We start from the raw sequence: 20,498 nt of genomic DNA, 5'->3' as shown, positions 1-20,498 counted from the left end.
CTTTTTCACCGAGGCCACGCGCTACAAGGGCTGCAGCGATGAGCCGTAAATCGCATGCCTTTGCGGCATGAAAAGTATTCGTCCACGGCATCCATCCGCGCCCTTCAACGGCTGGCATTGGTTTGCTGCACGCCGACAGCGGGCGCGATCACTGCAGTCTCTGAACGCGGTGTACCGGCAGGCACCCAGTCATAGCTCACCGGCAGCGCTCGATACACCCAGTTGCTGATTGCATCGCTGCCCGGCGCTTTGCCCAGATACGGGCTGACGTATTCCCAAACGTTTTCACCACTGGCGGTTACCTGGAAAAACCGTCCGTTCATGCCTTCGTCGATCAACGTGTTGCCGTTGGGCAACCGCCGCGCACTGCTGATGAACGAGCTATAGAACGCCCAGCCCGGCTGCTTCGTATTGGCCGCGCTGTACTGCCAGACGATTTGGTTTTTCTGTGGGTCGATTTCCAGCACCCGCGAGCCGGATATCAACCCAAGGGTGACGTTTGGATAGCCCGCCGAGCCCTGGTTATCGAACACCAGCAGATTGCCGGCGCCGGGCAGCCCGGCGGGGATGATGTGCGCGTCATGCTGGCCGACGAACTGATCGACCGGACGCGCCAGTTTCTGCGCGGTTTTCGGATTGATCAGCGGCAGATTCGGCCCCAGCCGCCAGACCACTCTGCCGCTGCTTTTGTCGATGATGGCGATGAAGTTGGCGTTGCGTGAATCGATCAACAGATTGTCCGGACTGAAGCGCTTGTCACCGGCGTCGAACCACTTGTTCGGCCCGACCAGACTGAGGTTGTTGATGTGCAGGTAATCCGGATTGTCACTGGCGCGCACCAGTTTCAATTGCTCGGCAGTGAAGCCGAATTCGCTCAGATGATCCGAGGCCAGCCACTGCCATTTCACTGCACCGTCGGGGCTGACTTCGTAGATCACATCATCGATTACTTCGGGCGCCTTGAAGCCTGTGACCTTGTGCACCTTGTTCGCCAGCACCACGGTGTTGCCATTGCTCAAGCGCCGCTGATCGTGATGTTGCTGCGCCGCGCCACCAGGAGCCTTGTCGCCCCACTGCCAAACCACTTTGCCGTCCCAGTCGAGTTCGCCGACGCTCTGGTTGCCCAGGCCATTGCCCGCCGAGCCGAGCTTGCCGGGGTCCTTGTCACTCAATTGCAGCAGCACATGGCCGCGTTTACCGCCGACCAGTTGCGGATCGATGATTGCGGACGGGAAACCTGCCTGCGGCCAGGTCTTCACTTCGTTGCCGTTCATGTCGATCAGGTGCGTCTGTTTGTCGGCACCGCTGAAGATCACGTACTGGTTAAACGCCTTGTCTGGGTCATAACGGGTGACTCCAGTCGGGTACACACTGGGCGCGGCGAAAGCACCGCTGCTCAGGACTGCGCCGGATAGCAGCAGGGGTAAAGCGCTTTTGATGGGCAACATGGTGCAGCTCCTTGAAGGCAAATCAGAAGTCGTAGCGACCGGTAACGCCGAGGGTGCGCGGGGTGCCGAGCAGGCCTTCATAGCCGCCGTTACCGCCGGTCCACAGGGTCGTGTAATAGGTTTTGTCGAAGGCGTTTTTCAGCCACAGCGAGACGTCCCACTGGCCCTGATTGAAATCGCCGCGCAGGCCGGTAGAGAAGTTGACCACCGCGTAACTGGGGATCTGCCCGTAGTCGGAATCCTCGACCGTGCCCACCGCTTTGGAGCGGAACGCGTAGCTGCCGGTGACGTAGGGTTCGAAGCCGTTATCCAGATTCCATTTGTATTCGCCGTTGGCGTTGCCGATCCATTTCGATGCGCCGACCACTTGATGACCGCTGAGGTCGCAGGAGGCCGGTGCGCCTGGGGCCTGGCTGACTTCCGGCGGGCACGGTGCATCCTTGTACGAGAGGTAGCTGACGTCGTTGTACGAACCGTTGAAATTCAGGGTCAGGCCACGCAGCGGCACCACGGTGCTTTCGAACTCGATGCCGCGCGAGCGCACCGAGCCTGCGTTGGTCAGGTATTGCACGCGGTTGGCGGCGTCGTAGGCGTTGGTCTGGTAAGCGTTGACCTGGGTCCAGAACACGTTGGCGTTGAGTTGCAGGCGGCGATCCCACAGGGTGCTTTTGAAGCCGAGTTCGGCGTTGTTGGCGCGCTCGGTGCCGATCAATAACGAGTCGGCGCCAGCGGTAGGTGCGGAGCCGACCGCAAGGTTGACCCCGCCGGATTTCTCGCCGTGGGACAGCGTGGCGTAACCGAGCACATCGTCGGTGATGCGATAGCTCAGGTTGAGCAGTCCCGAGGGGCTGGAGCTGTACTGATTCAAGTCTCCGGAATCGTAGACGCCGGCACGGCCGCGACGCGCATTGGCTGCCGCGCCGGCCACAGCTACACCGCCGACCGGCGCGGTGCGGCCGACCGAGGCGTTTTTCTCCTCGTAGGTGCCACGCACCCCGGCGGTGAAATCCAGCCGCTCGCTCAGGTGCCAGGTGCCTTGGGCAAACAGGGCGAAACTGTCGGTCTTGATATGGCCGTTGCCGACGCTGCTGACGTTGGCCAGGGCGCCTGCCGGCGTGCCGTTCCAGATATCCGCTTGCGGGCCGTAATAGGCGAAGGATTTGTTGTCCAGGTCCGAGCCGAAATAGTAGGCGCCGACCACGTAATCGAAGAACTCGCCCTTGGGCGAGGCCAGGCGAAATTCCTGCGAATACTGTTTGTCTTCCACCGACACACCGGCGTTGTAACTGGCCGGCACATTGAGGCCGTCATCGTTGCGCGGGGTGAAATTCCAGAAACGATAAGAGCTGACCGACGTCAGGGTGAAGTCGCTCGGCAACGTCCAGTTGGCTTCCACTGAAGTGCCGCCCTGATGCACGGTGACGTGCTGGTCATTGTCGAGATTGACCTTGCGATGCCGGCCGTTGACCAGCGTCGCCCCGGCCGCGCTGGCCCGCGATTCATACAGATTGACGCCGTTGATGGTCGGCCCGGTGTTGTACAGCACGCGGGTGCCGGCACTGGAATCTTCTTCGTTGTAATCGCCGATCCAGCGCAGATTGAAATTTTCATTGGGCTTGAACAACAGCTGCGCGCGGAAGCCCTCGCGGGAGCCGCCGTTGAGGTCGTGGCCGTCATATTCGTTCTTGATGTCACCGTCACTGCGCGTGCGATACGCCGAGAAGCGCCCGGCCAGTTGATCGTTGAGCGGCCCGGAAATCGTGCCCTTGGTCTGGAAATAACCGTCCTCGCCGACCGATGTTTCGATGCTGCGCTCAGGCGTGAAACTGGGCGCGCGGGTGCTGATATTGATGACCCCGGCGGTGGTGTTCTTGCCGAACAGCGTGCCCTGCGGCCCGCGCAAGACCTCAAGCTGCTCGATATCCATCAAGTCGAACACTGCCATACCCGGACGGCCCAGATAAACGTTGTCGATGTACAGGCCAACGCTGCCTTCCAGGCCATCACTGGCCGGGTTGTTACCGAGGCCACGGATCGACACGCTGGACTGCCGCGCATGCATGTAAGCGACGTTGACGCTGGGCACCAGTTGCTGCAAGTCCTGAATCCGGTAAACCCGTTGCGTCTCCAGATTCTGCCCGCTGACCACGCTCATCGGCGTCGGCACGTCTTGCGAGCTTTCTTCGCGGCGGCGGGTGGTGACGGTCACCGTTTCCAGCTGTGAACCATTGGCCGCCGCGGTGCCTGCCGGAACCGGCGCCGGTGTTTCGGTTTCTGCGGCATAAGCGTGAGTCCAGCTGGCGCTGCCTGCCAGCAACAGGGCCAAAGGCAGGCGTTTGAGCCGTCGGGTTGATGGGGGGGACGCAAGGTTCAACGGACTCATGGCGCGGCTCCTGGTCAAAAAACACACAGACATCTTCAGCGCTGCATATTCTTTTAAGTTATTTATTTATGGATTTACAAATATTTACTGCATAAGAGATTGCCTTTATAAGGAGTCGACCTAATGCATATCCAATGCATTTCCCGGATATTTTTTATGTGAAAAATGCATATCGACTTGCGCCAACTTCGTCACTTCATCGCGCTCGCTGAACAACGCAGCTTCGTCGCTGGCGCGCAGGCGGTGAACCTGTCGCAGTCGGCGTTCAGTCGCAGCATTCAGGCGCTGGAACACAGCGTCGGCTGCCAGTTGGTCGACCGTGGACGCAAGGAATTGCCGCCGACCAAACAGGGCCAGGTCCTGCTCGAACACGCACGGCGACTGGTCAGTGGTGCGCAGCAGATGGCCAACGAGATCAGCCAGTTCAACGGCCTCGAAGCCGGGGAGTTGCGCTTCGGTTGCGGGCCGGCGCCGGCGGCCGGATTGATCCCGCGCGCGATCGGCGCGTTCATCGGTCGCTACCCGAAAGCACGGGTGCAGTTTCAGGTCGATGACTGGCAAAGTCTGAGCAAACGCCTGCTCAGCGAAGAGTTCGAATTCTTCGTCGCCGACACCCGGCAATTCGAGGCGGATCCGGACTACCAGACCCATCGCTTGCGGGCGCGCAAATGGCATTTCTGCTGCCGCGCCGGGCATCCGCTGACGGCGTTCGAACGCATCACCGCCGAGCAGTTGCTGAGTTATCCACTGGCCGTAAGCATTCGCCCGCCGAACCTGCGCAAGGTCATCGTCGACCTCAGCGGCCGCCCTGATTTCACCCCGAATGTGGAATGCGAAAACGGTTCGACGCTGTTGAGCGTGGTGCTGCGTTCGGAGGCGATCGGAATTGTCGGCGCGTATTCCGATGCGCTGCATCTGGCCAAGGGTGAGCTGGTCTGTTTGAAGATCGAAGGCCTGGCGGATGATCTGGAGGAGCTGTACACCCGCTATGGGATTGTCAGCCGCGCGGGGTATCGGTTGTCGCCACTGGCCGAGGCGATGATCGAACAGATCAAGGCGATTGATGCGGAGGATGAGGAGGTGTGTTCGCTGGAGAATTTCGCGGTCTGAGCTGGCCCCTTCGCGAGCAGGCTCGCTCCCACAGGAATACGCATTTCAAATGTGGGAGCGAGCCTGCTCGCGAAGAGGCTGATGCAATCGCTGCATAAAAACCATTCCCCAAATGCACTTGCCGAAAACCCCCACCGACAGCGAAAACCCTCACCTGTCCCACTGACCGGTGAACTCCATGCCCACCCCATCCAACCCCGTGCGCAACGTGCTGTACATCATGTGCGATCAACTGCGCCGCGATTACCTGTCCTGCTACGGCCACCCGCATCTGCACACACCGAACATCGATCGCCTCGCTGCCGAAGGCGTTCGTTTCAGCCGTGCCTACACCCAAGGCACGATCTGCGGCCCGTCGCGGATGTCGGCCTACACCGGGCGCTATGTCAGCAGTCATCAAGTGGCCTGGAACTCGGTGCCGTTGCCGCTGGATGAATTGACGATCGGCGATTACCTGCGACCTCACGGCATCCGCACCGCGCTGGTCGGCAAGACCCATGCGACGGCCAATGTCGACGCCTTGCAGCGGCTGGCGATCAACCCGCAAAGCGCGCACGCCGAGTTGCTCAATGAGCTCGGCTTCGAACCGTACCTGCGCCACGACGGCATCTACCCCGACGATCCGTCATTCGACGACAAGCGCGAATCCGCGCCCTATACCCAATACCTGCGCGCGCAGGGCTTCGATGGCAAGAATCCCTGGCACGACTGGGCGAATGCCGCCGAAGGCGAGAACGGTGAAATCCTCAGCGGCTGGAAAATGCGTCATGCGAATTTGCCAGCACGAATTCCCGAGCAACACTCAGAGACTGTCTACACTACAAATCGCGCCATCGACTTCATCGCTGAGCAAGGCGAAAAATCCTGGTGTTTACACCTCTCGTACATCAAACCGCACTGGCCCTATATCGTACCGGCGCCATACCACGCCTTGTACAGTACGAAATCGATTCTGCAACCGATCCGCGCGACGCTCTCCGAAGCCAGCAAACACCCCGTATACACTGCCTTTCGCCAACATGAGGAAAGCCGCAACTTCTCCCGCGATTCAGTACGATTGAATGTAATCCCCACCTACATGGGCCTGATCAAGCAAGTGGATGATCAGTTGGGGAGACTGTTCGATTTTCTACAGAGCAACGGGCGCTGGGATGACACGTTGATCGTGTTCACCAGCGATCACGGCGATTTCCTCGGCGATCATTGGCTCGGCGAGAAGGAGTTTTTGCTGGAGCAGGCGGTGGGTGTGCCGTTGATCGTGCGCGATCCTCGGGGGGCGGCGGATGTCACTCGCGGCACTGTCGATGAGCGCTTGGCAGAAACCATCGATGCGCTGCCGACATTTCTTCAAGCACTGGGATTGCCGGCAGCAGAGCATCGGCTTGAAGGGCGTTCATTGATCCCGTTGCTGCACGGGGAAAATCCCGATTGGCGCCGCTATGCAATCAGCGAATACGACTACGCCTTCCAGGCCCCGGCGCGGGAACGTCTCGGCCAGCCGATCGACCGTTGCCGCATGACCATGGTGCGCAGCAAGCGCTGGAAATACCTGGCGTACGACGGCTTTCGACCGCAGCTGTTTGATCTGTTGAATGATCCGCAGGAACTGAATGATCTGGGCGAGGACCCGGCGTACGCGGCGGTGCGCGAGGAGCATGCGGGGTATCTGTTTGAGTGGATGCGTGGATTGAAGCGGCGGACGACGATCAGCCATCCGGAGATCGATTTGCGCGGGCAGCGGTTTCGTTATGGCGAACCGGAAACCGAGAAGGTTGTTCAGATTGGTGTTTGGTAGCGGGAAGAGCCCCTCACCCTAACCCTCTCCCGGAGGGGAGAGGGGACTGAATGGGGGATATTTCAGAGGTGCACCGACCTGATCCAGCTTCACCGAATCCATAATCGATAAGGTCTTTCAGGTCGATGCATAACGCTAGATAACTCGGTCGGCTCCCTCTCCCTCTGGGAGAGGGCTGGGGTGAGGGGCTCTTGATCTTCAATCACGACCTTTGATGGTCTGGCTGCGCTGCCCATTCACCCCCACCGGCACCTCGCCCTTGAGCGTCACCCGGCGCACCACGCGATCCTGGGTGCCGTAATCATCAATCGCGTAATGCTGCGTCGAGCGGTTGTCCCAGATTGCCACGTCACCGGCCTGCCAGCGCCAGCGCACGGTGTTTTCCTGGCGGATTACATGGCTCTGCAGCAAGCCGAACAGGTGCGCCGAATCGGCCTGCGAATAACCTTTGATGCGCTTGACGAAATGCCCCAGCAGCAGGCTCTTTTCGCCGCTGATCGGGTGCACGCGCACCACCGGGTGCTCGGTTTCGTAGACGGTCGAGGTGAAGACTTTGCGATAGCGCTCCAGCTTCTCTGCCGAGACGTCCGGCTTCGCCCCGGCGTAGTCGTACTCGTTGCTGTGCACAGCGGTCAGTTTGTCGGCCAGCTCACGCAGCTCGCTCGGCAAACCGCTGTAAGCGGTCGCGGTGTTGGCCCACAGCGTATCGCCGCCGAATGCCGGCGCAACCACCGAGCGCAGGATCGATGCTTTCGGATAGGCATCAACGAAGGTCACGTCGGTGTGCCAGGAATTGGCGCGCTGGCCCTCGGCGCCGTCCAGCTCCAGAAGGTAGCGAGTGCCTTCACGCACCGGCACGGTCGGGTGCGCCACCGGTTCGCCAAGCAGATGGGCAAAGGCTTCCTGACGCTGATCGTCGAGTTGCGTCTGCTCGCGGAAGAACAGCACTTTGTATTCGACCAAGGCTTGCTGGATGGCTTCGACAGTGGCGGCGTCCAGCTCACCGGACAGGTGAACGCCGCGGATTTCGGCACCGATACGACCGGCCACCGGGTGAATTTCCAGCGCGTGAGAAACGGGTTTTACAGCGAGTGCGGCATTGCTCATGGGAAGACCCTCATCGACGGCTTGCGGTTTTGACGGCAGCGAAACAACGCTCTATCTATATTCCATTTACATCTAATAGATAATCACATGCTTCGTTGACGGAATAAGAGCTTGCATTTAAAACCTCAAGCAACCCTCGTCGCAAATGCCTTCGAGCTATTTTTAGGATGCCGGAAAAGCATATGGATCTTCGCCAGTTGCGCTACTTCATCGCCCTTAACGAACACCGCAGTTTTGTCCGTGCGGCAGACGCCATGGGCATCACTCAACCGGCGTTCAGCCGCAGCATTCAGGGGCTGGAGCAGGAATTCGGTTGCGTGCTGGTCGATCGCGGCAACAAGGATCTGCGCCCTACGCCCGAAGGCCAGGTGGTGCTGCAACACGCCCTGAGCCTGGTGCAGGGCGCAGCTTTGCTCAGCGCCGAAGTGACGCAGATGACCAAGCTCGACGCTGGCGAAGTGCACTTCGGCTGCGGCCCGGCGCCGGCAGTGAAACTGGTGCCGGATGCGGTGGCGCAGTTCATCAATGCGCACCCGAAAGTGCGCACCTGTTTTCAAGTGGATAACTGGGAAAAACTCAGCCGTGCGCTGAGCCGCGAAGAGATCGAATTCTTCATCGCCGACATCCGCCATTTCGAGTCCGACCCGAATTTCCAGACGCAACCGCTGACGCCCAAGCGCGGCGTGTTTTTCTGCCGACCGGGGCATCCGTTGCTGGCCAAGGAAAGCCTGTCGACCAACGACATGTTCGACTACCCGCTGGCCGCCACACTGATCCCGCCGGGCATTCGCAAGCTGCTGGCGAACCTGAGCGGGCGCATCGATTTCTCGCCGACCATCGAGACCGAGCACTTTCCGGCACTGGTCAAAGTGGTGCTGCAATCCAATGCGATAGGTGTCGGTACCGAGGAGGCGTTTGCCGAGGATGTCGCCAAGGGCTCGCTGGTGCTGCTGCACTGGCGCAACCTGCCGCAGAACCTCGAAAGCATGAACGCCCGTTGCGGCATCGTCAGCCGCACCGGGTTTCGACTATCACCAGCAGCGAGGGCAATGATCGAGACGTTGATTGCGGTGGATCGGCAGGACGTCAGCGTCGCTGTCTGAAACCCTTTCGCGAGCAGGCTCGCTCCCACACAGGACCTGTGTACACATCCAATGTGGGAGCGAGCCTGCTCGCGAAGAGGGCAGCGAAGACGCTGGAGATCTAAAGCTTGGCGGCTGAGAGTTCAGGCGCCACCCAATCGCTGATCTTGAACGGCTTGCGAATCAGCTTCTGCTGCGCCGCCAGGTCGACCTTGTCCTGCAGGCCGCTCAAGAACACCGGATCCAGTGTCGACGGGAAAATCTCACTGAGATTCTGGTCCTTCAGATCCTGAGCCAGAATCACCGGCGGATAACTGGCCAGCCCTGATACCAGCTGCACATAGGCGTCCTTGTTGCTGTCCTGCGTCAGCCACTCGACCGCTTGCTGCTGCGCCTTGAGCAGTTTCGCAATGACCTCAGGATGGGCGTCGACAAACTTGCCATTACCCAGCAGCACCGCCTGCACGCTGCCAGCGCCGCCAAGGTCCTTGGTGTTGAGCGGCAATTCCGCCAGGCCTTTGGCTTGCAAGGCACTCAGCGCGGAGCTGCCCCACGAGGCATCGATCTGCTTGGCCGCGAGTGCCGAAACCGCCGCGTTGAAATCCAGATTGATCACCTTCAGATCCTTCTCGCTCAGGCCCTGACTGGCCAGCGCCGCATCGAACGACAGCTGCGTCGCCGTCCCGCGAAAGATCGCCACGCGTTTGCCCTTGAGATCCTGCAAGGTCTTGATCCCCGAGCCGGGCACCACGCCGAGGTATTGCTTGACCCCACGCGCCGTCGCGCTGAGCAGGCGCGTGTCCAGACCGTTGGACTTGCCGATGATCGCGGCCAGATCACCGAGATAGGCCAGATCGACCTGCCCATTGGCAAACGCCTCATTGATCACCGGCCCTGCGCCCTTGAAGAAACTCCACTGGATCTTGATGCCCTGCTCGGCGAAGGCCTTTTCGAAGATCTGCTGATCGCGCAGCACATCGACGATGCCGCCGCCGCTGTGTTGAGTGCCGGCGCTGAGGTCGGGCACCGCGATGCGGATTTCCTTGAGTTCTTCGGCTTGGGCGCCAAGCGCAAGAAAGCCTGCAAGCGCCGGGGCGGCCAGCAGGCTGATGATTCGTTTGAAGGGAAGGTTCATGGGGTGCGGCTCCTTGATCGCTGAGGAGCCGAAAGTAGGCCGGATGCACACCTTCACTTAAATACTATAAATGCACATTTTTATATCCATATGAGCTAAGCGAGGGCGTGTGCGGTTTGCAGCGCGATATGCATTAACAGCATCGAAAATATTCTTCGAATGCATTGGATGCGCGTAAGCAGGCAAGCCTTAAATGGATTCGCTTATCTCCCGATAGCATCGAACGCAACTTTGTTAGATCAGTTACATATATGACGAAACCCAGTGTGGGAGCGAGCCTGCTCGCGAATAGGCCATACCAGCCGACATCAGTGCTGCCTGAAACAGCCATTCGCGAGCAGGCTCGCTCCCACATGAAAAGCGGTTCGCCATGCAACCCGACAACGGAGGTCACCCATGGCCCGTCAATCCCTGCTCAGTCTGCCGCTGGCCGCGCTGCCGCTGAAAAGCCGTCGCACCTGGCCGAGCCTGAATCAACGCCTGTTGCCCTGGCTGTTGCCCGTCAGCCTGTTCGTCCTGTGGTGGCTGGCCGCGCGCAATCAGTGGATGAGCGAGCAGATCCTGCCGGCGCCATCGCTGGTGTGGAGCAGCGCTGTGGAACTGGCCCAAGGCGAGTTGTGGAGTCATTTGTGGATCAGCCTGCAACGGTTGTTCTGGGGCTTGTTGGCAGGCGTTTCGACCGGCGCGGTGCTTGGCGCCGCACTGGGCTTCAGTCGACGTCTGGAGCGCCTGGTTTTTCCGACATTCGCTGGATTGGCGCAGGTGCCGACGCTGGCGTGGATTCCGCTGTTCATGGTGTTCTTCGGCATCGGCGAAGTGCTGAAACTGGTGGTGCTGATCAAGGCCATTGTGGTGCCGGTGACCTTGCACACACTGGTTGGCGTGCGCGATGCGCAACCGAAACTGCGCGAAGCCGCCGCCGTGTTGCGCCTGCCGCCGCGTCTGCTGATTCGTCGTCTGGTGCTTCCCGCTGCGCTGCCGGCGTTCATGGCTGGCGTGCGCCTGGCACTCGCCGCCGGCTGGACCTCGTTGCTGGCGGTCGAGCTGCTGGCCTCCAGTGAAGGCATCGGCTATCTGATGGTCTGGGCGCGGCAGCTGTTCATGCTCGACATCGTGTTCGTGTGCATCGTGGTCATCGGTCTGATCGGTGTGGCCATGGATCGCGGCATCGGCCTTCTCGACCGCAGACTGGTGCACTGGCCGCACCCGGCCACCGCGCAAATCACTCGCGGCCCGCGCTATCAGGGCTGGCAACGCCTGCAACCGTGGCTGTTGCCGCTAGGCTTGTTGGCGCTTTGGCAAACGGCCAATGATCAGCAGTGGGTCGACGCGAATATTCTGATCAGCCCTGCGGCTGTGCTGAGCACGACATGGGACGGATTGCTCGACGGCACGCTGGTCAACGGCATGGCGCTGAGCCTGAGCCGCACCCTGGGCGGCTTGCTGATCGGTGGCGGCCTCGGCTTCGCCCTGGGCTTGCTCCTCGGCCTGTCGCGTTTCAGCGAACGCCTGCTCGGCCCGACACTCGCCGCACTGCGCCAGATTGCGATTTTCGCCTGGGTGCCACTGCTCACCGCGTGGTTCGGTCTCGGCGAACTGGCCAAGTGGGTGTTCGTCGCTCTCGCCGCCTTCTTCCCGCTGTTCGTCGCCACCCAGCGCAGCGTCGCCAATCTCTCGCCGCAACTCAACGAAGCCGCGCAAGTGCTGCGCCTGAGGCTCGGCCAGCGCCTGCGTCGACTGGTGCTGCCCGGCGCTGCGCCGGGGATTTTCGCAGGGCTGCGATTGAGCCTGATCTACGCCTGGCTCGGCACCATCGGCGCTGAATATTTCATGCCGTCCAATGGCGGCATCGGCAGCCAGATGATCGGCGCGCAGCAGCTGTTGCGCATGGATCTGATCATGGCCGGCATGCTGCTGGTCGGCCTCACCGGCGCCCTGCTCAACCTGAGCGGCCAACGCCTGGAAATTCGCGCGACCCGCTGGAGACACGCATGAACGCACCGATTGTCAGCTTCAACCACGTAGGCAAATCCTTCGCCGTCAACGGTTTCGAACTGGAGGCGATTCGCGAATTCAACCTGGACATTGCCGAGGGCGAATTCGTCGCCATCGTCGGCTCCAGCGGCTGCGGCAAATCCACTTTGCTGCGTTTGCTGGTCGGCCTCGACACCGAGTTTCGCGGACAGATCAGTGTCGATGGCAAGGCCGTCAGCGGCATCGGCGGCGAGCGCGGTATCGTCTTTCAGGAACATCGTCTGTTTCCGTGGCTGACGGTCGCCGACAACATCGGCCTCGGTCTGGTCAATGAACCGCTGAGCGGAGCGCAGAAACAACAACGCATCAAAGACTTTATCGAGCTGGTCGGCCTCAGCGATTTCACCGCGGCCTATCCGCATCAACTCTCCGGCGGCATGGCGCAGCGCGTGGCGATTGCTCGCGGTCTCGTCGCCAGCCCGCGAATCCTGTTGCTCGACGAACCCTTCGGCGCCCTCGACGCACTGACCCGCCAGCAAATGCAGGACGAACTGCTGGCAATCCGCGAACGAGCAAAGATCACCACGATTCTGGTGACCCACGATGTCGAGGAAGCGATTTTTCTGGCCGATCGCGTGGTGGTGATGGAGCCGCGTCCGGGGCGGATCAAGCAAGTGGTCGACATCGCCCTGCCGCACCCGCGCCAGCGCAGCAGTTACGACTTTCATCAGCTGCGCGAAGAACTGCTGCACGAGCTGACCAGTGATGACCATTACCAACCGAGCGCACCGGTGCAGATCCGCGATCTGCCGCTGACGTTCATTGCCTGCTGAACAGGAGTTTCGCGATGCCGCAACGTCCCAACTTTCTAGTGATTCTGGCCGACGACCTAGGCTTTTCCGACATCGGTGCGTTCGGCGGCGAAATCGCTACGCCGAACCTCGATGCGCTGGCCGAGAACGGCCTGCGCCTGACCGATTTCCACACCGCACCGACCTGCTCGCCGACGCGCTCGATGCTGCTGACCGGCACCGATCACCACATCGCCGGCATCGGCACCATGGCCGAAGCGTTGACCCCGGAACTGATCGGCAAACCTGGCTACGAAGGCTACCTGAATGACCGCGTCGTCGCCCTGCCCGAGCTGCTGCGCGAGGCTGGCTATCAAACCTTGATGAGCGGCAAATGGCATTTGGGTCTGAAGGCTGAACTGGCGCCCCATGCGCGCGGTTTCGAGCGCTCGTTTTCACTGTTGCCGGGCGCTGCCAACCACTATGGTTTCGAGCCGACCTACGATGAGCAAACGCCGGGCCTGCTGAAATCCACCCCGGCGCTGTACATCGAGGACGATCAGTTTGTTGACGAGTTGCCGAAGGATTTCTATTCCTCCGATGCCTTCGGCGACAAGCTGCTGCAGTACCTCAAGGAACGCGATCAGACCCGGCCGTTCTTCGCTTACCTGCCCTTCTCCGCGCCGCACTGGCCGCTGCAGGCACCGGCCGAGATCGTCGAGAAATACCGTGGCCGCTATGACGCCGGCCCACAAGTGCTGCGCCTCGAACGCCTGGAAAAACTCAAGGCACTGGGTCTGATCGAGGCAGACGTCGAACCGCACCCGCTGATTCAGCTCAGCGCGCAGTGGGACGCGATGAGCGATGAACAAAGGCAGATTTCCGCACGAGCCATGGAGGTCTACGCGGCGATGGTCGAGCGCATGGACTGGAACATCGGCCGGGTCGTCGATTACCTGCGCCAGCAAGGCCAGCTCGACAACACCTTCATCCTGTTCATGTCCGACAACGGTGCCGAAGGCGCGCTGCTGGAAGCGTTCCCCAAATTCGGCCCGGAGCTGATGACCTACCTCAACCAGCATTACGACAACAGCCTCGACAACATCGGCCGGGCCAATTCCTACATCTGGTACGGGCCGAACTGGGCGCAAGTGGCAACCGCGCCGTCACGCTTGTTCAAGGCTTTCACCACCGAGGGCGGGATCCGCGTGCCGGCGCTGCTGCACTATCCACAATTGCCGCTGAAAGGGCAGATCAGCCATGGTTTCGGCACGGTGATGGACATCACCCCGACCATTCTCGATCTGGCTGGCGTGCGGCATCCGGGCAAACAGTGGAAAGGCAAAGCCGTGGCGCCACTGCGCGGCAAGTCGTGGCTGGGCTTCCTGTCCGGCGAGACCGCGCAGGTGCATGACGAGCATACGGTCACCGGTTGGGAATTGTTCGGACGCCGGGCGATTCGCCAGGGCTCGTGGAAAGCGGTATGGATCCCCGGGCCGGTCGGGCCAGCGACCTGGCAGCTTTATGATCTGGCGAATGATCCAGGGGAGATTCATGATCTGGCGTTGAGTCAGCCGCAGAAACTCACTGACCTGATCGGGCATTGGCAGCGGTATGTAGAAGAGACCGGGGTGATCCTCAGTGCTTCGCCGTTTCAGCCGGATTGAACCAAGATCAAAAGCCCCCCTCACCCCCAGCCCTCTCCCTGAGGGGGAGGGGGAAAGGGAGCAGATCTTCATGCTTTTCCAACCTGAGGTCGGCTCGAAATTTCAGGTCGATGTATCCAGCATAAACAGCTGGATCAGTCCCCTCTCCCCTGGGAGAGGGTTAGGGTGAGGGGCATCTTTCAGGCCTCCACCGCCTCCCCGGACACCACTTCCTCATCTCCGCGCACAAACCGGTTCGCCCGGCCAAACGTGCCGAAATCATTGAAGCGCACACCCATCTCGCGCATCACCTTGTGCGCCACCGGCACAGTCATCTGACGAATGTAAAACGGCTCCTTGACCACGAAATGATGAATTCCGTGACTGCTGCCGAAGTTGAAGCAGAACGCTTGCAACGGCCACAGCCACCACGGGTTCAGCACCTGGCATTGCTGCAGCACATTGCCCGGTTCGACGTCGCCGTAGTAATGCATGTTCGAGCTGATGAAGTGCAGGCAGAAAGTGCGCAGCACGTTGGGGCCGATGATCACCACGGCGGCGATATCGATCACCTGCATCACCGACAGCGTGGTGGCCGACCACTCGATGGGCGAGCCGAGCAAATGCGCGATGCCGTTGGCCCCGTGAAAGCCGAGAAACACGTACCACGCTCCCCAATGCAGCAGCGCCAGCGGTGCGTAGACCTTGAGCACGCGCTTGCCGATGCTCCACTTGTGTGCCCAGGTCCTGGCGCGGAGCAGGCGGATAAACGCCGACATGACGTTATCGCCAACCATCAGCAGACGGGCAAACCCCCACGGCTCGCCATTGGTGATTGCGCGCTCTTCCATGTCGGCTTCAGTGCCGGAAACCTTGTGATGGTTGAGGTGCAGGTGGCGACGGATCCACGGGTTGATCGTGCTCGGCCGCGCCAGCCAGACCAGGCCCATCATCAGGTTGTGCGGTACGCGCTGTTTGCGGAAGTACATGCTGTGGATCAGGTCGTGTTCCAGCTCATGGGTCAGCGAGGCGAAAAAAGCATTGAACAGCAGGCACACCCACCAAGCCATATGGCCAGTGATGTACAGCGCCGCCGAGCCGATCATCCCGGCCAGCGCGAACGCCAGAATCCCCGCACCGAGGGCATCCTGATGCTGAAGAATCGGGTAGCGCTCACGCAATTGCGCACCCTTGGCCAACACCACTTGGCGAATATGTGCCGAGCGCTGCGCCGCATTCAGTCGTTCAGGGCTTGCAGAAGTACCGTCCATGCTTCCATCCTCGGGTCTAAGATGAATGCATCGTGCCTTGCCGGGGTTCGATCCGCGCTAGCCAAGAACGCCAACCTGTTGACCGGACGCGCCAATCCGCATGAAGGAACCGACCTCCCTCGCCAGCTGGACCCGCGCCTTGCGCAAACAACTCGACGCGCTCGGGCTGGACAGCCTTGCCTTGTGCCAACAGGCCGGGCTCGACCCAACGCTGATGGACGACCCCAATGCGCGCTATCCGCTATCCGGTACCACGCGCCTGTGGGCGCTCGCCGTTGAAGCCAGCGGCGACCCGGCGCTGGGCTTGCGCGTGTCGCGTTTCGTCAGCCCGACCACGTTCCACGCGCTTGGTTATGCGCTGGTGGCGAGCGGCAGCTTGCGCGAAGTGTTCGAACGCATCGTGCGTTATCATCCGGTGGTCAGCGATGCGCTGGAGCTGGAGCTGAGCCGTAGCAATGACCGTTATCAATTTCGCCTGAAAATTCCGCCCGGCAACCCGGCGCCGGCCTTCGAAGCCATCGACGCATTTACGGCGATCTACGTGCGCACCTGCCGCAATCGCCTCGGCCGTGACTACGCACCGCTGGCGGTGTACTTGCGCCGCCCCGAACCGAGCGATGCCCAGCAATGGCACAAAGTCTTCCGCGCGCCAGTGTATTTTTCCGCCACCGAAGACCGCCTGGAATTCGCCCTCGGCGACTTCGACAGCCACCTCGACGACGCCAACCCGGAACTGGCCGAGCACAACGAAGCCGTACTCAAACGCACCCTCGCCCAGCTCAAACCGCTGACCTGGGAGCGCAAGGTGCGCGATGCCATTGAAGAACAACTGCCCGAAGGCGAACCGAGCGCCGAACGCATCGCCCAAGCCTTGCACCTGAGCCTGCGCAGCCTGCAACGGCATCTGGCGGATGAGGGCTGTCGCTTCGACACCCTGCTCAACGAAAGCCGCGAGAATCTGGCGCTGCTGCACTTGCGCGACCCGCAGTGCTCCTTGAGTGAAGTCAGCTATCTGCTGGGATTCGCTGACACCAGCAGCTTCAGCCGCGCGTTCAAGCGCTGGACCGGGATGACGCCGGGGCAGTTTCGGGATCAGTTGCGCTGAGTTTCAACTGTTGCGCAGGCTGCGCGCCAGACCGGCCGACCATTGTTCGATCATTGCAGCGCCCACCTCTGCGAAGGCAGGATGATTTGCGCTGTACTCCGCCATTTCGCCCAGCGCTTGCTGTACACCCTGCGCGACCATTTGCAGTAACTGGTTGCAACGCGCTTCACTTAGATTGCAGGCCGTACGACCAAACCTGGTAAGCATTTTATGCTTGGGCCACGCCTTCGAACCGCCCAACAGCAGTGCCATGCTATCGCTCTTGATGTACACCGACGTGGTGATGATGTCGTACGCCGGAGCCAGCCTGACCAATGCGCGCTCGCCACAATCCTCATAGAGCACGCCAAAGTTTTTCAGGTGGGCATCGCCGTTTTTCAATGCCGCCGATAAAGCGACAATCTTGAAGAAAGCTTCCAGTGCGTGCTTGAGTAATGAGGGCGAAACAAACGCCTTGATCTGCCGTGCGACTCCTTCGTAAGAGCCATCGTATTTGGCCTTCGACGGCCAGCCGTTGAGCACGCAAAAGTCTTCGAAACCGAGGTATCCGGTGTCGCTCAAGTCAAAACGCTCGATGACGAGAAATTTGCCATGCTCGCTGAGTTCGAAATGCGGCACGTCGAGGCCACAAAGTTGCGCAGCGCGCAGGCAGAAATATTCGTTGGTTGCCAGCTCGGGATACTCTTCGGCACGGAAGGCTTTGACCAGATGAGTCGAGCCTCGGTGCGTCAGTCGGTCTATTGCAGCGGCACTGTCACGCACCAACACTTTGGGCTGCACGCCTGAAACTCCGGAATACTGCCCGTAAGTCTGCAAAAGATCCTCGAACAAACCTTGCGCACCGTCATGAACCAACAATTCAGCCAGCGAGGTTTCAGGTGGACGATCAGTTGTCGATGCGCTCGCGATCGAAAGACGCCCGAGTTGATGCGGGCCGACGATACTTAGTAAAGCGAAGTCATCGAAGCCGCGCACGGCTTTGCTGAAACGCCGGACCAACTCATCGCGCAACGCACCTTCAGGAAGATTCATCTCGAATATCGGATGAATGCCGCGTTCATAACCATAACTTTCCAGGCGTGTCGGCATGGTCAGCGAAACGGCATTTTCATCAATCGCATCGTCCCGATAGCTGAACACGCTGTCGACACCTGCGTGCCCGCGCCCCAATCTTCCAACCTCATGGCCGCCGACGCAGACCTGCAAGCGGTCCAATGCCTCAGCCATGGAAGTTCACCTTGCGCAGCGTGTCGAGTGTCGGCCGTCGAGAGGCGCGGGGGATTGCGGCCAATTCGTAGCCGAATCCGTTAAGAATCGCTTCGACTTTACGCAGACCGATTTCCGAGATTGTGTTGTTTTCAATCCCCGAGATTGTTGCGCGGCTCATGCCGTATTGCTGCGCCAAAGCTTGCTGGGACAGCTTTTCAGCCTTACGCAAGCTTCTGATCAACTCGCCAATTTTTTCCATCACCGCCCCAGATGCATTGTTTACAATGCAAATCCACCAAAAAAATTAACTGCATCATAAGCAATGCAATTAATTGAGCTTAGCGTAGATGGTCAGCCATCGCTAACGTCTTAACACCGCCCCGCAAACCCCAACTCAAACACCGTCCCCCCCACATCACTCCTCACCCGCACCTGCCCGCCATGCAACTGCATGATCGACTGCACGATCGCCAAACCCAGCCCACCCGAATCTCCCGGTTCCGCACGTGAAGGATCGACGCGGTAGAAACGGTCGAACAGTTTGCCCAGATGCTCAGGCGCGATGACCGGGCCGTGGTTGTGCACTTGCAGCCAGCACATACCCGGTTCATCGCGGCGTTGCAGGCTGATCAGGGTGCCGGGGTCGGCGTGGCGTACGGCATTGGCCAGCAGATTGCCGAGGGCGCGTTGCAGCAGTTGCTGGTCGGCGAGCAATTCGCCGTGCATGCGGTTTTGCAGTTGGAGGTCGCGGTCATCGGCCAAGGCTTCGAAGTAATCGCAGAGTTCGTCGCCGACGTTGCGCAAGTCCAGTGTGTGCAGATTGAGCGCACGTTCGGCCTGTTCGGCGCGGGCGAGGAACATCAGGTTCTCGGCCATGCGCTTGAGCCGTTCGAACTCTTCCATGTTCGAGGCCAGCACTTCCTGATATTCGGCCGTGCTGCGCGGATGGTTCAGGGCCTGGCCGTTGCTGGCGAGCAAGGTGTGCAGAGGGGTGCGGATTTCGTGCGCGAGGTCGGCGGAGAATTGCGACAGGCGCTGCACGCTGTCGTCCAGCCGCGCCAGCATGGTGTTGAGCGCGTGCACCGGCTCGCGCAGTTCGCTCGGCGTGCCCTCGGTAGGCAGGCGTCGATCGAGGCTGCGCAGATCGATGCTGCGCACCGCTTCACTCAACTGATGCAAGGGCTGCAAGCCACGCCGCAGCAATAACAGGCCCAGAGCAAACGCGAGCACCGCGCCGAGGCCGACGGACAGGTACAGACGCAGGCGATAACTGCCGAGCATCTGCTCACGCTCGCTGAGCACTTTGCCGGCGATCACCGTGAGGGTTTCACCGTTGGGGCCTTGGGCCTGGCCGGACAGCAAGGCCAATTCGGCGCCGTCGCTGGCCTGCCAGGTGAGCACGTCACGGCGCTGCGGCATTTGCTCTCGCGGTAATGCATTGAGCGCGGGCAGTTCACGCTGACGCGGGTTGATCGCGATCACGCTGGAGCCGTCGGCCCGGCGCACCAGCAGCAGACTGTCGAGATTACCGAGCATGTTCTGATACAACCGTGGCCGCGCCTGCAAGGCGTCGAGGCTGTCGCTGTCGGCGAGCAAGGCACGTACTTGCTCGAGGCGACCGAGCAAGGCCATGTCGTCACGAAAGGCCAATTCCGAGGCCAGCGAGCGGTAGAGGAACACGCCGATTGCGCTCAGCGCCAGCGCGCAGACCATGGCGAAGGCCAGCGCCAATCGCCAGGCAATCGACTTACTCCACATCGTCCGGCGCTTCCAGTTGATAACCGACGCCGCGCACGGTGTGGATAAGTTTCGGCATGTACGGGTCGTCAACCTTGGCGCGCAAACGACGCACGGCGACTTCGACCATGTTGGTGTCGCTGTCGAAATTCAGGTTCCACACCTGCGATGCGATCAGCGTGCGCGAAAGCACTTCGCCCTGGCGGCTGGCGAGCAGCTGCAAGAGGGCGAATTCCTTGTTGGTCAGGGCAATGCGCTGGCCGCCGCGACTGACCCGGCGGCGCAGCACGTCGATTTCCAGGTCGGCGATGCTGTACGACTCGGCTTCGCGCATCGGCCCGCGTCGCAGCAGCGTGCGCACGCGCGCGAGCAACTCGGCGAAGGCGAAGGGTTTGAGCAGGTAATCGTCGGCGCCCAGCTCAAGACCACGCACGCGGTCTTCGATAGCGTCCTTGGCGGTGAGAAACAGCACCGGTGTGGCGCCGCGCTGGCGGATCAGCTGGAGCAATTGCCAGCCGTTGAGGCCAGGCAGCATCACGTCGAGGATGATCAGGTCGTATTCCTGCTGCTCGATAAAATAGCGGCCGTCGAGGCCATTGAGCGCCACGTCCACGGCGAAACCCGACTCGCCCAGGCCCTTGGCGAGGAAATTGGCGGTTTTGGCTTCATCTTCTACGACCAGCAAACGCATGGCACACCTCAATT

16 protein-coding genes are annotated in these 20,498 nt (G+C 60.7%); 7 read left to right on the top strand and 9 right to left on the bottom strand.

Annotated features, from left to right (window positions below; all coding sequences use genetic code 11):
- Positions 1–104 precede the first annotated feature (104 nt).
- Complete coding sequence (locus AB4O45_RS14360) at positions 105–1,448, bottom strand: aryl-sulfate sulfotransferase (protein ID WP_460160224.1); 1,344 nt, start codon at positions 1,446–1,448, stop codon at positions 105–107.
- A 22-nt stretch (positions 1,449–1,470) separates the two neighbouring features.
- Positions 1,471–3,831, bottom strand: coding sequence for a TonB-dependent receptor (locus tag AB4O45_RS14355; protein ID WP_460160223.1), 2,361 nt, complete (start codon positions 3,829–3,831; stop codon positions 1,471–1,473).
- Positions 3,832–3,996: 165 nt separating this feature from the next.
- Here AB4O45_RS14355 and AB4O45_RS14350 point away from each other — a divergent pair, with 165 nt between their 5' ends.
- Positions 3,997–4,941, top strand: coding sequence for a LysR family transcriptional regulator (locus AB4O45_RS14350; protein WP_460094388.1), 945 nt, complete (start codon positions 3,997–3,999; stop codon positions 4,939–4,941).
- Positions 4,942–5,119: 178 nt separating this feature from the next.
- Positions 5,120–6,736: an alkaline phosphatase family protein gene (locus tag AB4O45_RS14345; RefSeq protein WP_460160222.1), complete on the top strand. Its 1,617-nt coding sequence runs from the start codon at positions 5,120–5,122 to the stop codon at positions 6,734–6,736.
- A 198-nt stretch (positions 6,737–6,934) separates the two neighbouring features.
- Here the strand turns inward: AB4O45_RS14345 and AB4O45_RS14340 are convergent, their stop codons facing one another.
- Positions 6,935–7,843: a TauD/TfdA dioxygenase family protein gene (locus AB4O45_RS14340; RefSeq protein WP_056787022.1), complete on the bottom strand. Its 909-nt coding sequence runs from the start codon at positions 7,841–7,843 to the stop codon at positions 6,935–6,937.
- A 182-nt stretch (positions 7,844–8,025) separates the two neighbouring features.
- On the opposite strand from AB4O45_RS14340, the gene AB4O45_RS14335 reads away from it, so the two are divergent.
- Complete coding sequence (locus tag AB4O45_RS14335) at positions 8,026–8,946, top strand: LysR family transcriptional regulator (RefSeq protein WP_041477448.1); 921 nt, start codon at positions 8,026–8,028, stop codon at positions 8,944–8,946.
- Positions 8,947–9,046: 100 nt separating this feature from the next.
- Here AB4O45_RS14335 and AB4O45_RS14330 read toward each other — a convergent pair whose 3' ends face one another.
- On the bottom strand, positions 9,047–10,060 hold the full coding sequence (locus tag AB4O45_RS14330; RefSeq protein ID WP_252868598.1) for an ABC transporter substrate-binding protein: 1,014 nt from the start codon (positions 10,058–10,060) through the stop codon (positions 9,047–9,049).
- A 396-nt stretch (positions 10,061–10,456) separates the two neighbouring features.
- Here AB4O45_RS14330 and AB4O45_RS14325 point away from each other — a divergent pair, with 396 nt between their 5' ends.
- Genes AB4O45_RS14325 through AB4O45_RS14315 form a run of 3 tightly spaced genes read left to right on the top strand, consistent with a single transcriptional unit; the run spans position 10,457 to position 14,492 of the window.
- Entirely contained in the window at positions 10,457–12,055 is a 1,599-nt protein-coding gene (locus tag AB4O45_RS14325; protein ID WP_460160221.1) for an ABC transporter permease, read from the top strand.
- Positions 12,052–12,867 carry an ABC transporter ATP-binding protein gene (locus AB4O45_RS14320; RefSeq protein ID WP_041477445.1) on the top strand — a complete coding sequence of 272 codons (816 nt, stop codon included), beginning with the start codon at positions 12,052–12,054 and terminating at the stop codon, positions 12,865–12,867. The genes AB4O45_RS14325 and AB4O45_RS14320 overlap by 4 nt, the downstream gene beginning before the upstream one ends.
- Before the next feature lie 14 nt (positions 12,868–12,881).
- A complete protein-coding gene (locus AB4O45_RS14315) occupies positions 12,882–14,492 on the top strand; it encodes an arylsulfatase (RefSeq protein WP_460160220.1) in 1,611 nt (536 codons plus the stop codon).
- Between the two features lie 179 nt (positions 14,493–14,671).
- On the opposite strand, the gene AB4O45_RS14310 is transcribed toward AB4O45_RS14315, so the two are convergent.
- Positions 14,672–15,742 carry a fatty acid desaturase gene (locus AB4O45_RS14310; protein WP_460160219.1) on the bottom strand — a complete coding sequence of 357 codons (1,071 nt, stop codon included), beginning with the start codon at positions 15,740–15,742 and terminating at the stop codon, positions 14,672–14,674.
- A 100-nt stretch (positions 15,743–15,842) separates the two neighbouring features.
- On the opposite strand from AB4O45_RS14310, the gene AB4O45_RS14305 reads away from it, so the two are divergent.
- Positions 15,843–16,847 carry an AraC family transcriptional regulator gene (locus tag AB4O45_RS14305; protein WP_460160218.1) on the top strand — a complete coding sequence of 335 codons (1,005 nt, stop codon included), beginning with the start codon at positions 15,843–15,845 and terminating at the stop codon, positions 16,845–16,847.
- A gap of 3 nt (positions 16,848–16,850) precedes the next feature.
- Here the strand turns inward: AB4O45_RS14305 and AB4O45_RS14300 are convergent, their stop codons facing one another.
- From AB4O45_RS14300 to AB4O45_RS14285, 4 genes are all read right to left on the bottom strand, one after another.
- Positions 16,851–18,074, bottom strand: a complete 1,224-nt coding sequence (locus tag AB4O45_RS14300; RefSeq protein ID WP_460160217.1) for a type II toxin-antitoxin system HipA family toxin — start codon at positions 18,072–18,074, stop codon at positions 16,851–16,853.
- Positions 18,067–18,315 (bottom strand): helix-turn-helix domain-containing protein, encoded by a 249-nt coding sequence (locus AB4O45_RS14295; RefSeq protein ID WP_064361629.1) that lies wholly within the window; start codon positions 18,313–18,315, stop codon positions 18,067–18,069. The genes AB4O45_RS14300 and AB4O45_RS14295 overlap by 8 nt, the downstream gene beginning before the upstream one ends.
- A 110-nt stretch (positions 18,316–18,425) precedes the next feature.
- Complete coding sequence (locus AB4O45_RS14290; RefSeq protein ID WP_252885124.1) at positions 18,426–19,814, bottom strand: heavy metal sensor histidine kinase; 1,389 nt, start codon at positions 19,812–19,814, stop codon at positions 18,426–18,428.
- Positions 19,804–20,484 carry a heavy metal response regulator transcription factor gene (locus AB4O45_RS14285; protein WP_041477440.1) on the bottom strand — a complete coding sequence of 227 codons (681 nt, stop codon included), beginning with the start codon at positions 20,482–20,484 and terminating at the stop codon, positions 19,804–19,806. The genes AB4O45_RS14290 and AB4O45_RS14285 overlap by 11 nt, the downstream gene beginning before the upstream one ends.
- Between the last annotated feature and the right edge of the window lie 14 nt (positions 20,485–20,498).

The sequence above is a fragment of the Pseudomonas sp. S2_B10 genome, from assembly GCF_054668425.1.
The sequence above is the reverse complement of the archived record's forward strand: the minus strand, read 5'-3'. Positions and strand labels throughout refer to the sequence as shown.

What these genes read in the sequence shown, in the direction of transcription:
- AB4O45_RS14360 (WP_460160224.1), bottom strand. Translation starts at nt 1,448, where the DNA reads ATGTTGCCCATCAAAAGCGCTTTACCCCTGCTGCTATCCGGCGCAGTC.
- AB4O45_RS14355 (WP_460160223.1), bottom strand. Translation starts at nt 3,831, where the DNA reads ATGAGTCCGTTGAACCTTGCGTCCCCCCCATCAACCCGACGGCTCAAA.
- AB4O45_RS14350 (WP_460094388.1), top strand. Translation starts at nt 3,997, where the DNA reads ATGCATATCGACTTGCGCCAACTTCGTCACTTCATCGCGCTCGCTGAA.
- AB4O45_RS14345 (WP_460160222.1), top strand. Translation starts at nt 5,120, where the DNA reads ATGCCCACCCCATCCAACCCCGTGCGCAACGTGCTGTACATCATGTGC.
- AB4O45_RS14340 (WP_056787022.1), bottom strand. Translation starts at nt 7,843, where the DNA reads ATGAGCAATGCCGCACTCGCTGTAAAACCCGTTTCTCACGCGCTGGAA.
- AB4O45_RS14335 (WP_041477448.1), top strand. Translation starts at nt 8,026, where the DNA reads ATGGATCTTCGCCAGTTGCGCTACTTCATCGCCCTTAACGAACACCGC.
- AB4O45_RS14330 (WP_252868598.1), bottom strand. Translation starts at nt 10,060, where the DNA reads ATGAACCTTCCCTTCAAACGAATCATCAGCCTGCTGGCCGCCCCGGCG.
- AB4O45_RS14325 (WP_460160221.1), top strand. Translation starts at nt 10,457, where the DNA reads ATGGCCCGTCAATCCCTGCTCAGTCTGCCGCTGGCCGCGCTGCCGCTG.
- AB4O45_RS14320 (WP_041477445.1), top strand. Translation starts at nt 12,052, where the DNA reads ATGAACGCACCGATTGTCAGCTTCAACCACGTAGGCAAATCCTTCGCC.
- AB4O45_RS14315 (WP_460160220.1), top strand. Translation starts at nt 12,882, where the DNA reads ATGCCGCAACGTCCCAACTTTCTAGTGATTCTGGCCGACGACCTAGGC.
- AB4O45_RS14310 (WP_460160219.1), bottom strand. Translation starts at nt 15,742, where the DNA reads ATGGACGGTACTTCTGCAAGCCCTGAACGACTGAATGCGGCGCAGCGC.
- AB4O45_RS14305 (WP_460160218.1), top strand. Translation starts at nt 15,843, where the DNA reads ATGAAGGAACCGACCTCCCTCGCCAGCTGGACCCGCGCCTTGCGCAAA.
- AB4O45_RS14300 (WP_460160217.1), bottom strand. Translation starts at nt 18,074, where the DNA reads ATGGCTGAGGCATTGGACCGCTTGCAGGTCTGCGTCGGCGGCCATGAG.
- AB4O45_RS14295 (WP_064361629.1), bottom strand. Translation starts at nt 18,315, where the DNA reads ATGGAAAAAATTGGCGAGTTGATCAGAAGCTTGCGTAAGGCTGAAAAG.
- AB4O45_RS14290 (WP_252885124.1), bottom strand. Translation starts at nt 19,814, where the DNA reads ATGTGGAGTAAGTCGATTGCCTGGCGATTGGCGCTGGCCTTCGCCATG.
- AB4O45_RS14285 (WP_041477440.1), bottom strand. Translation starts at nt 20,484, where the DNA reads ATGCGTTTGCTGGTCGTAGAAGATGAAGCCAAAACCGCCAATTTCCTC.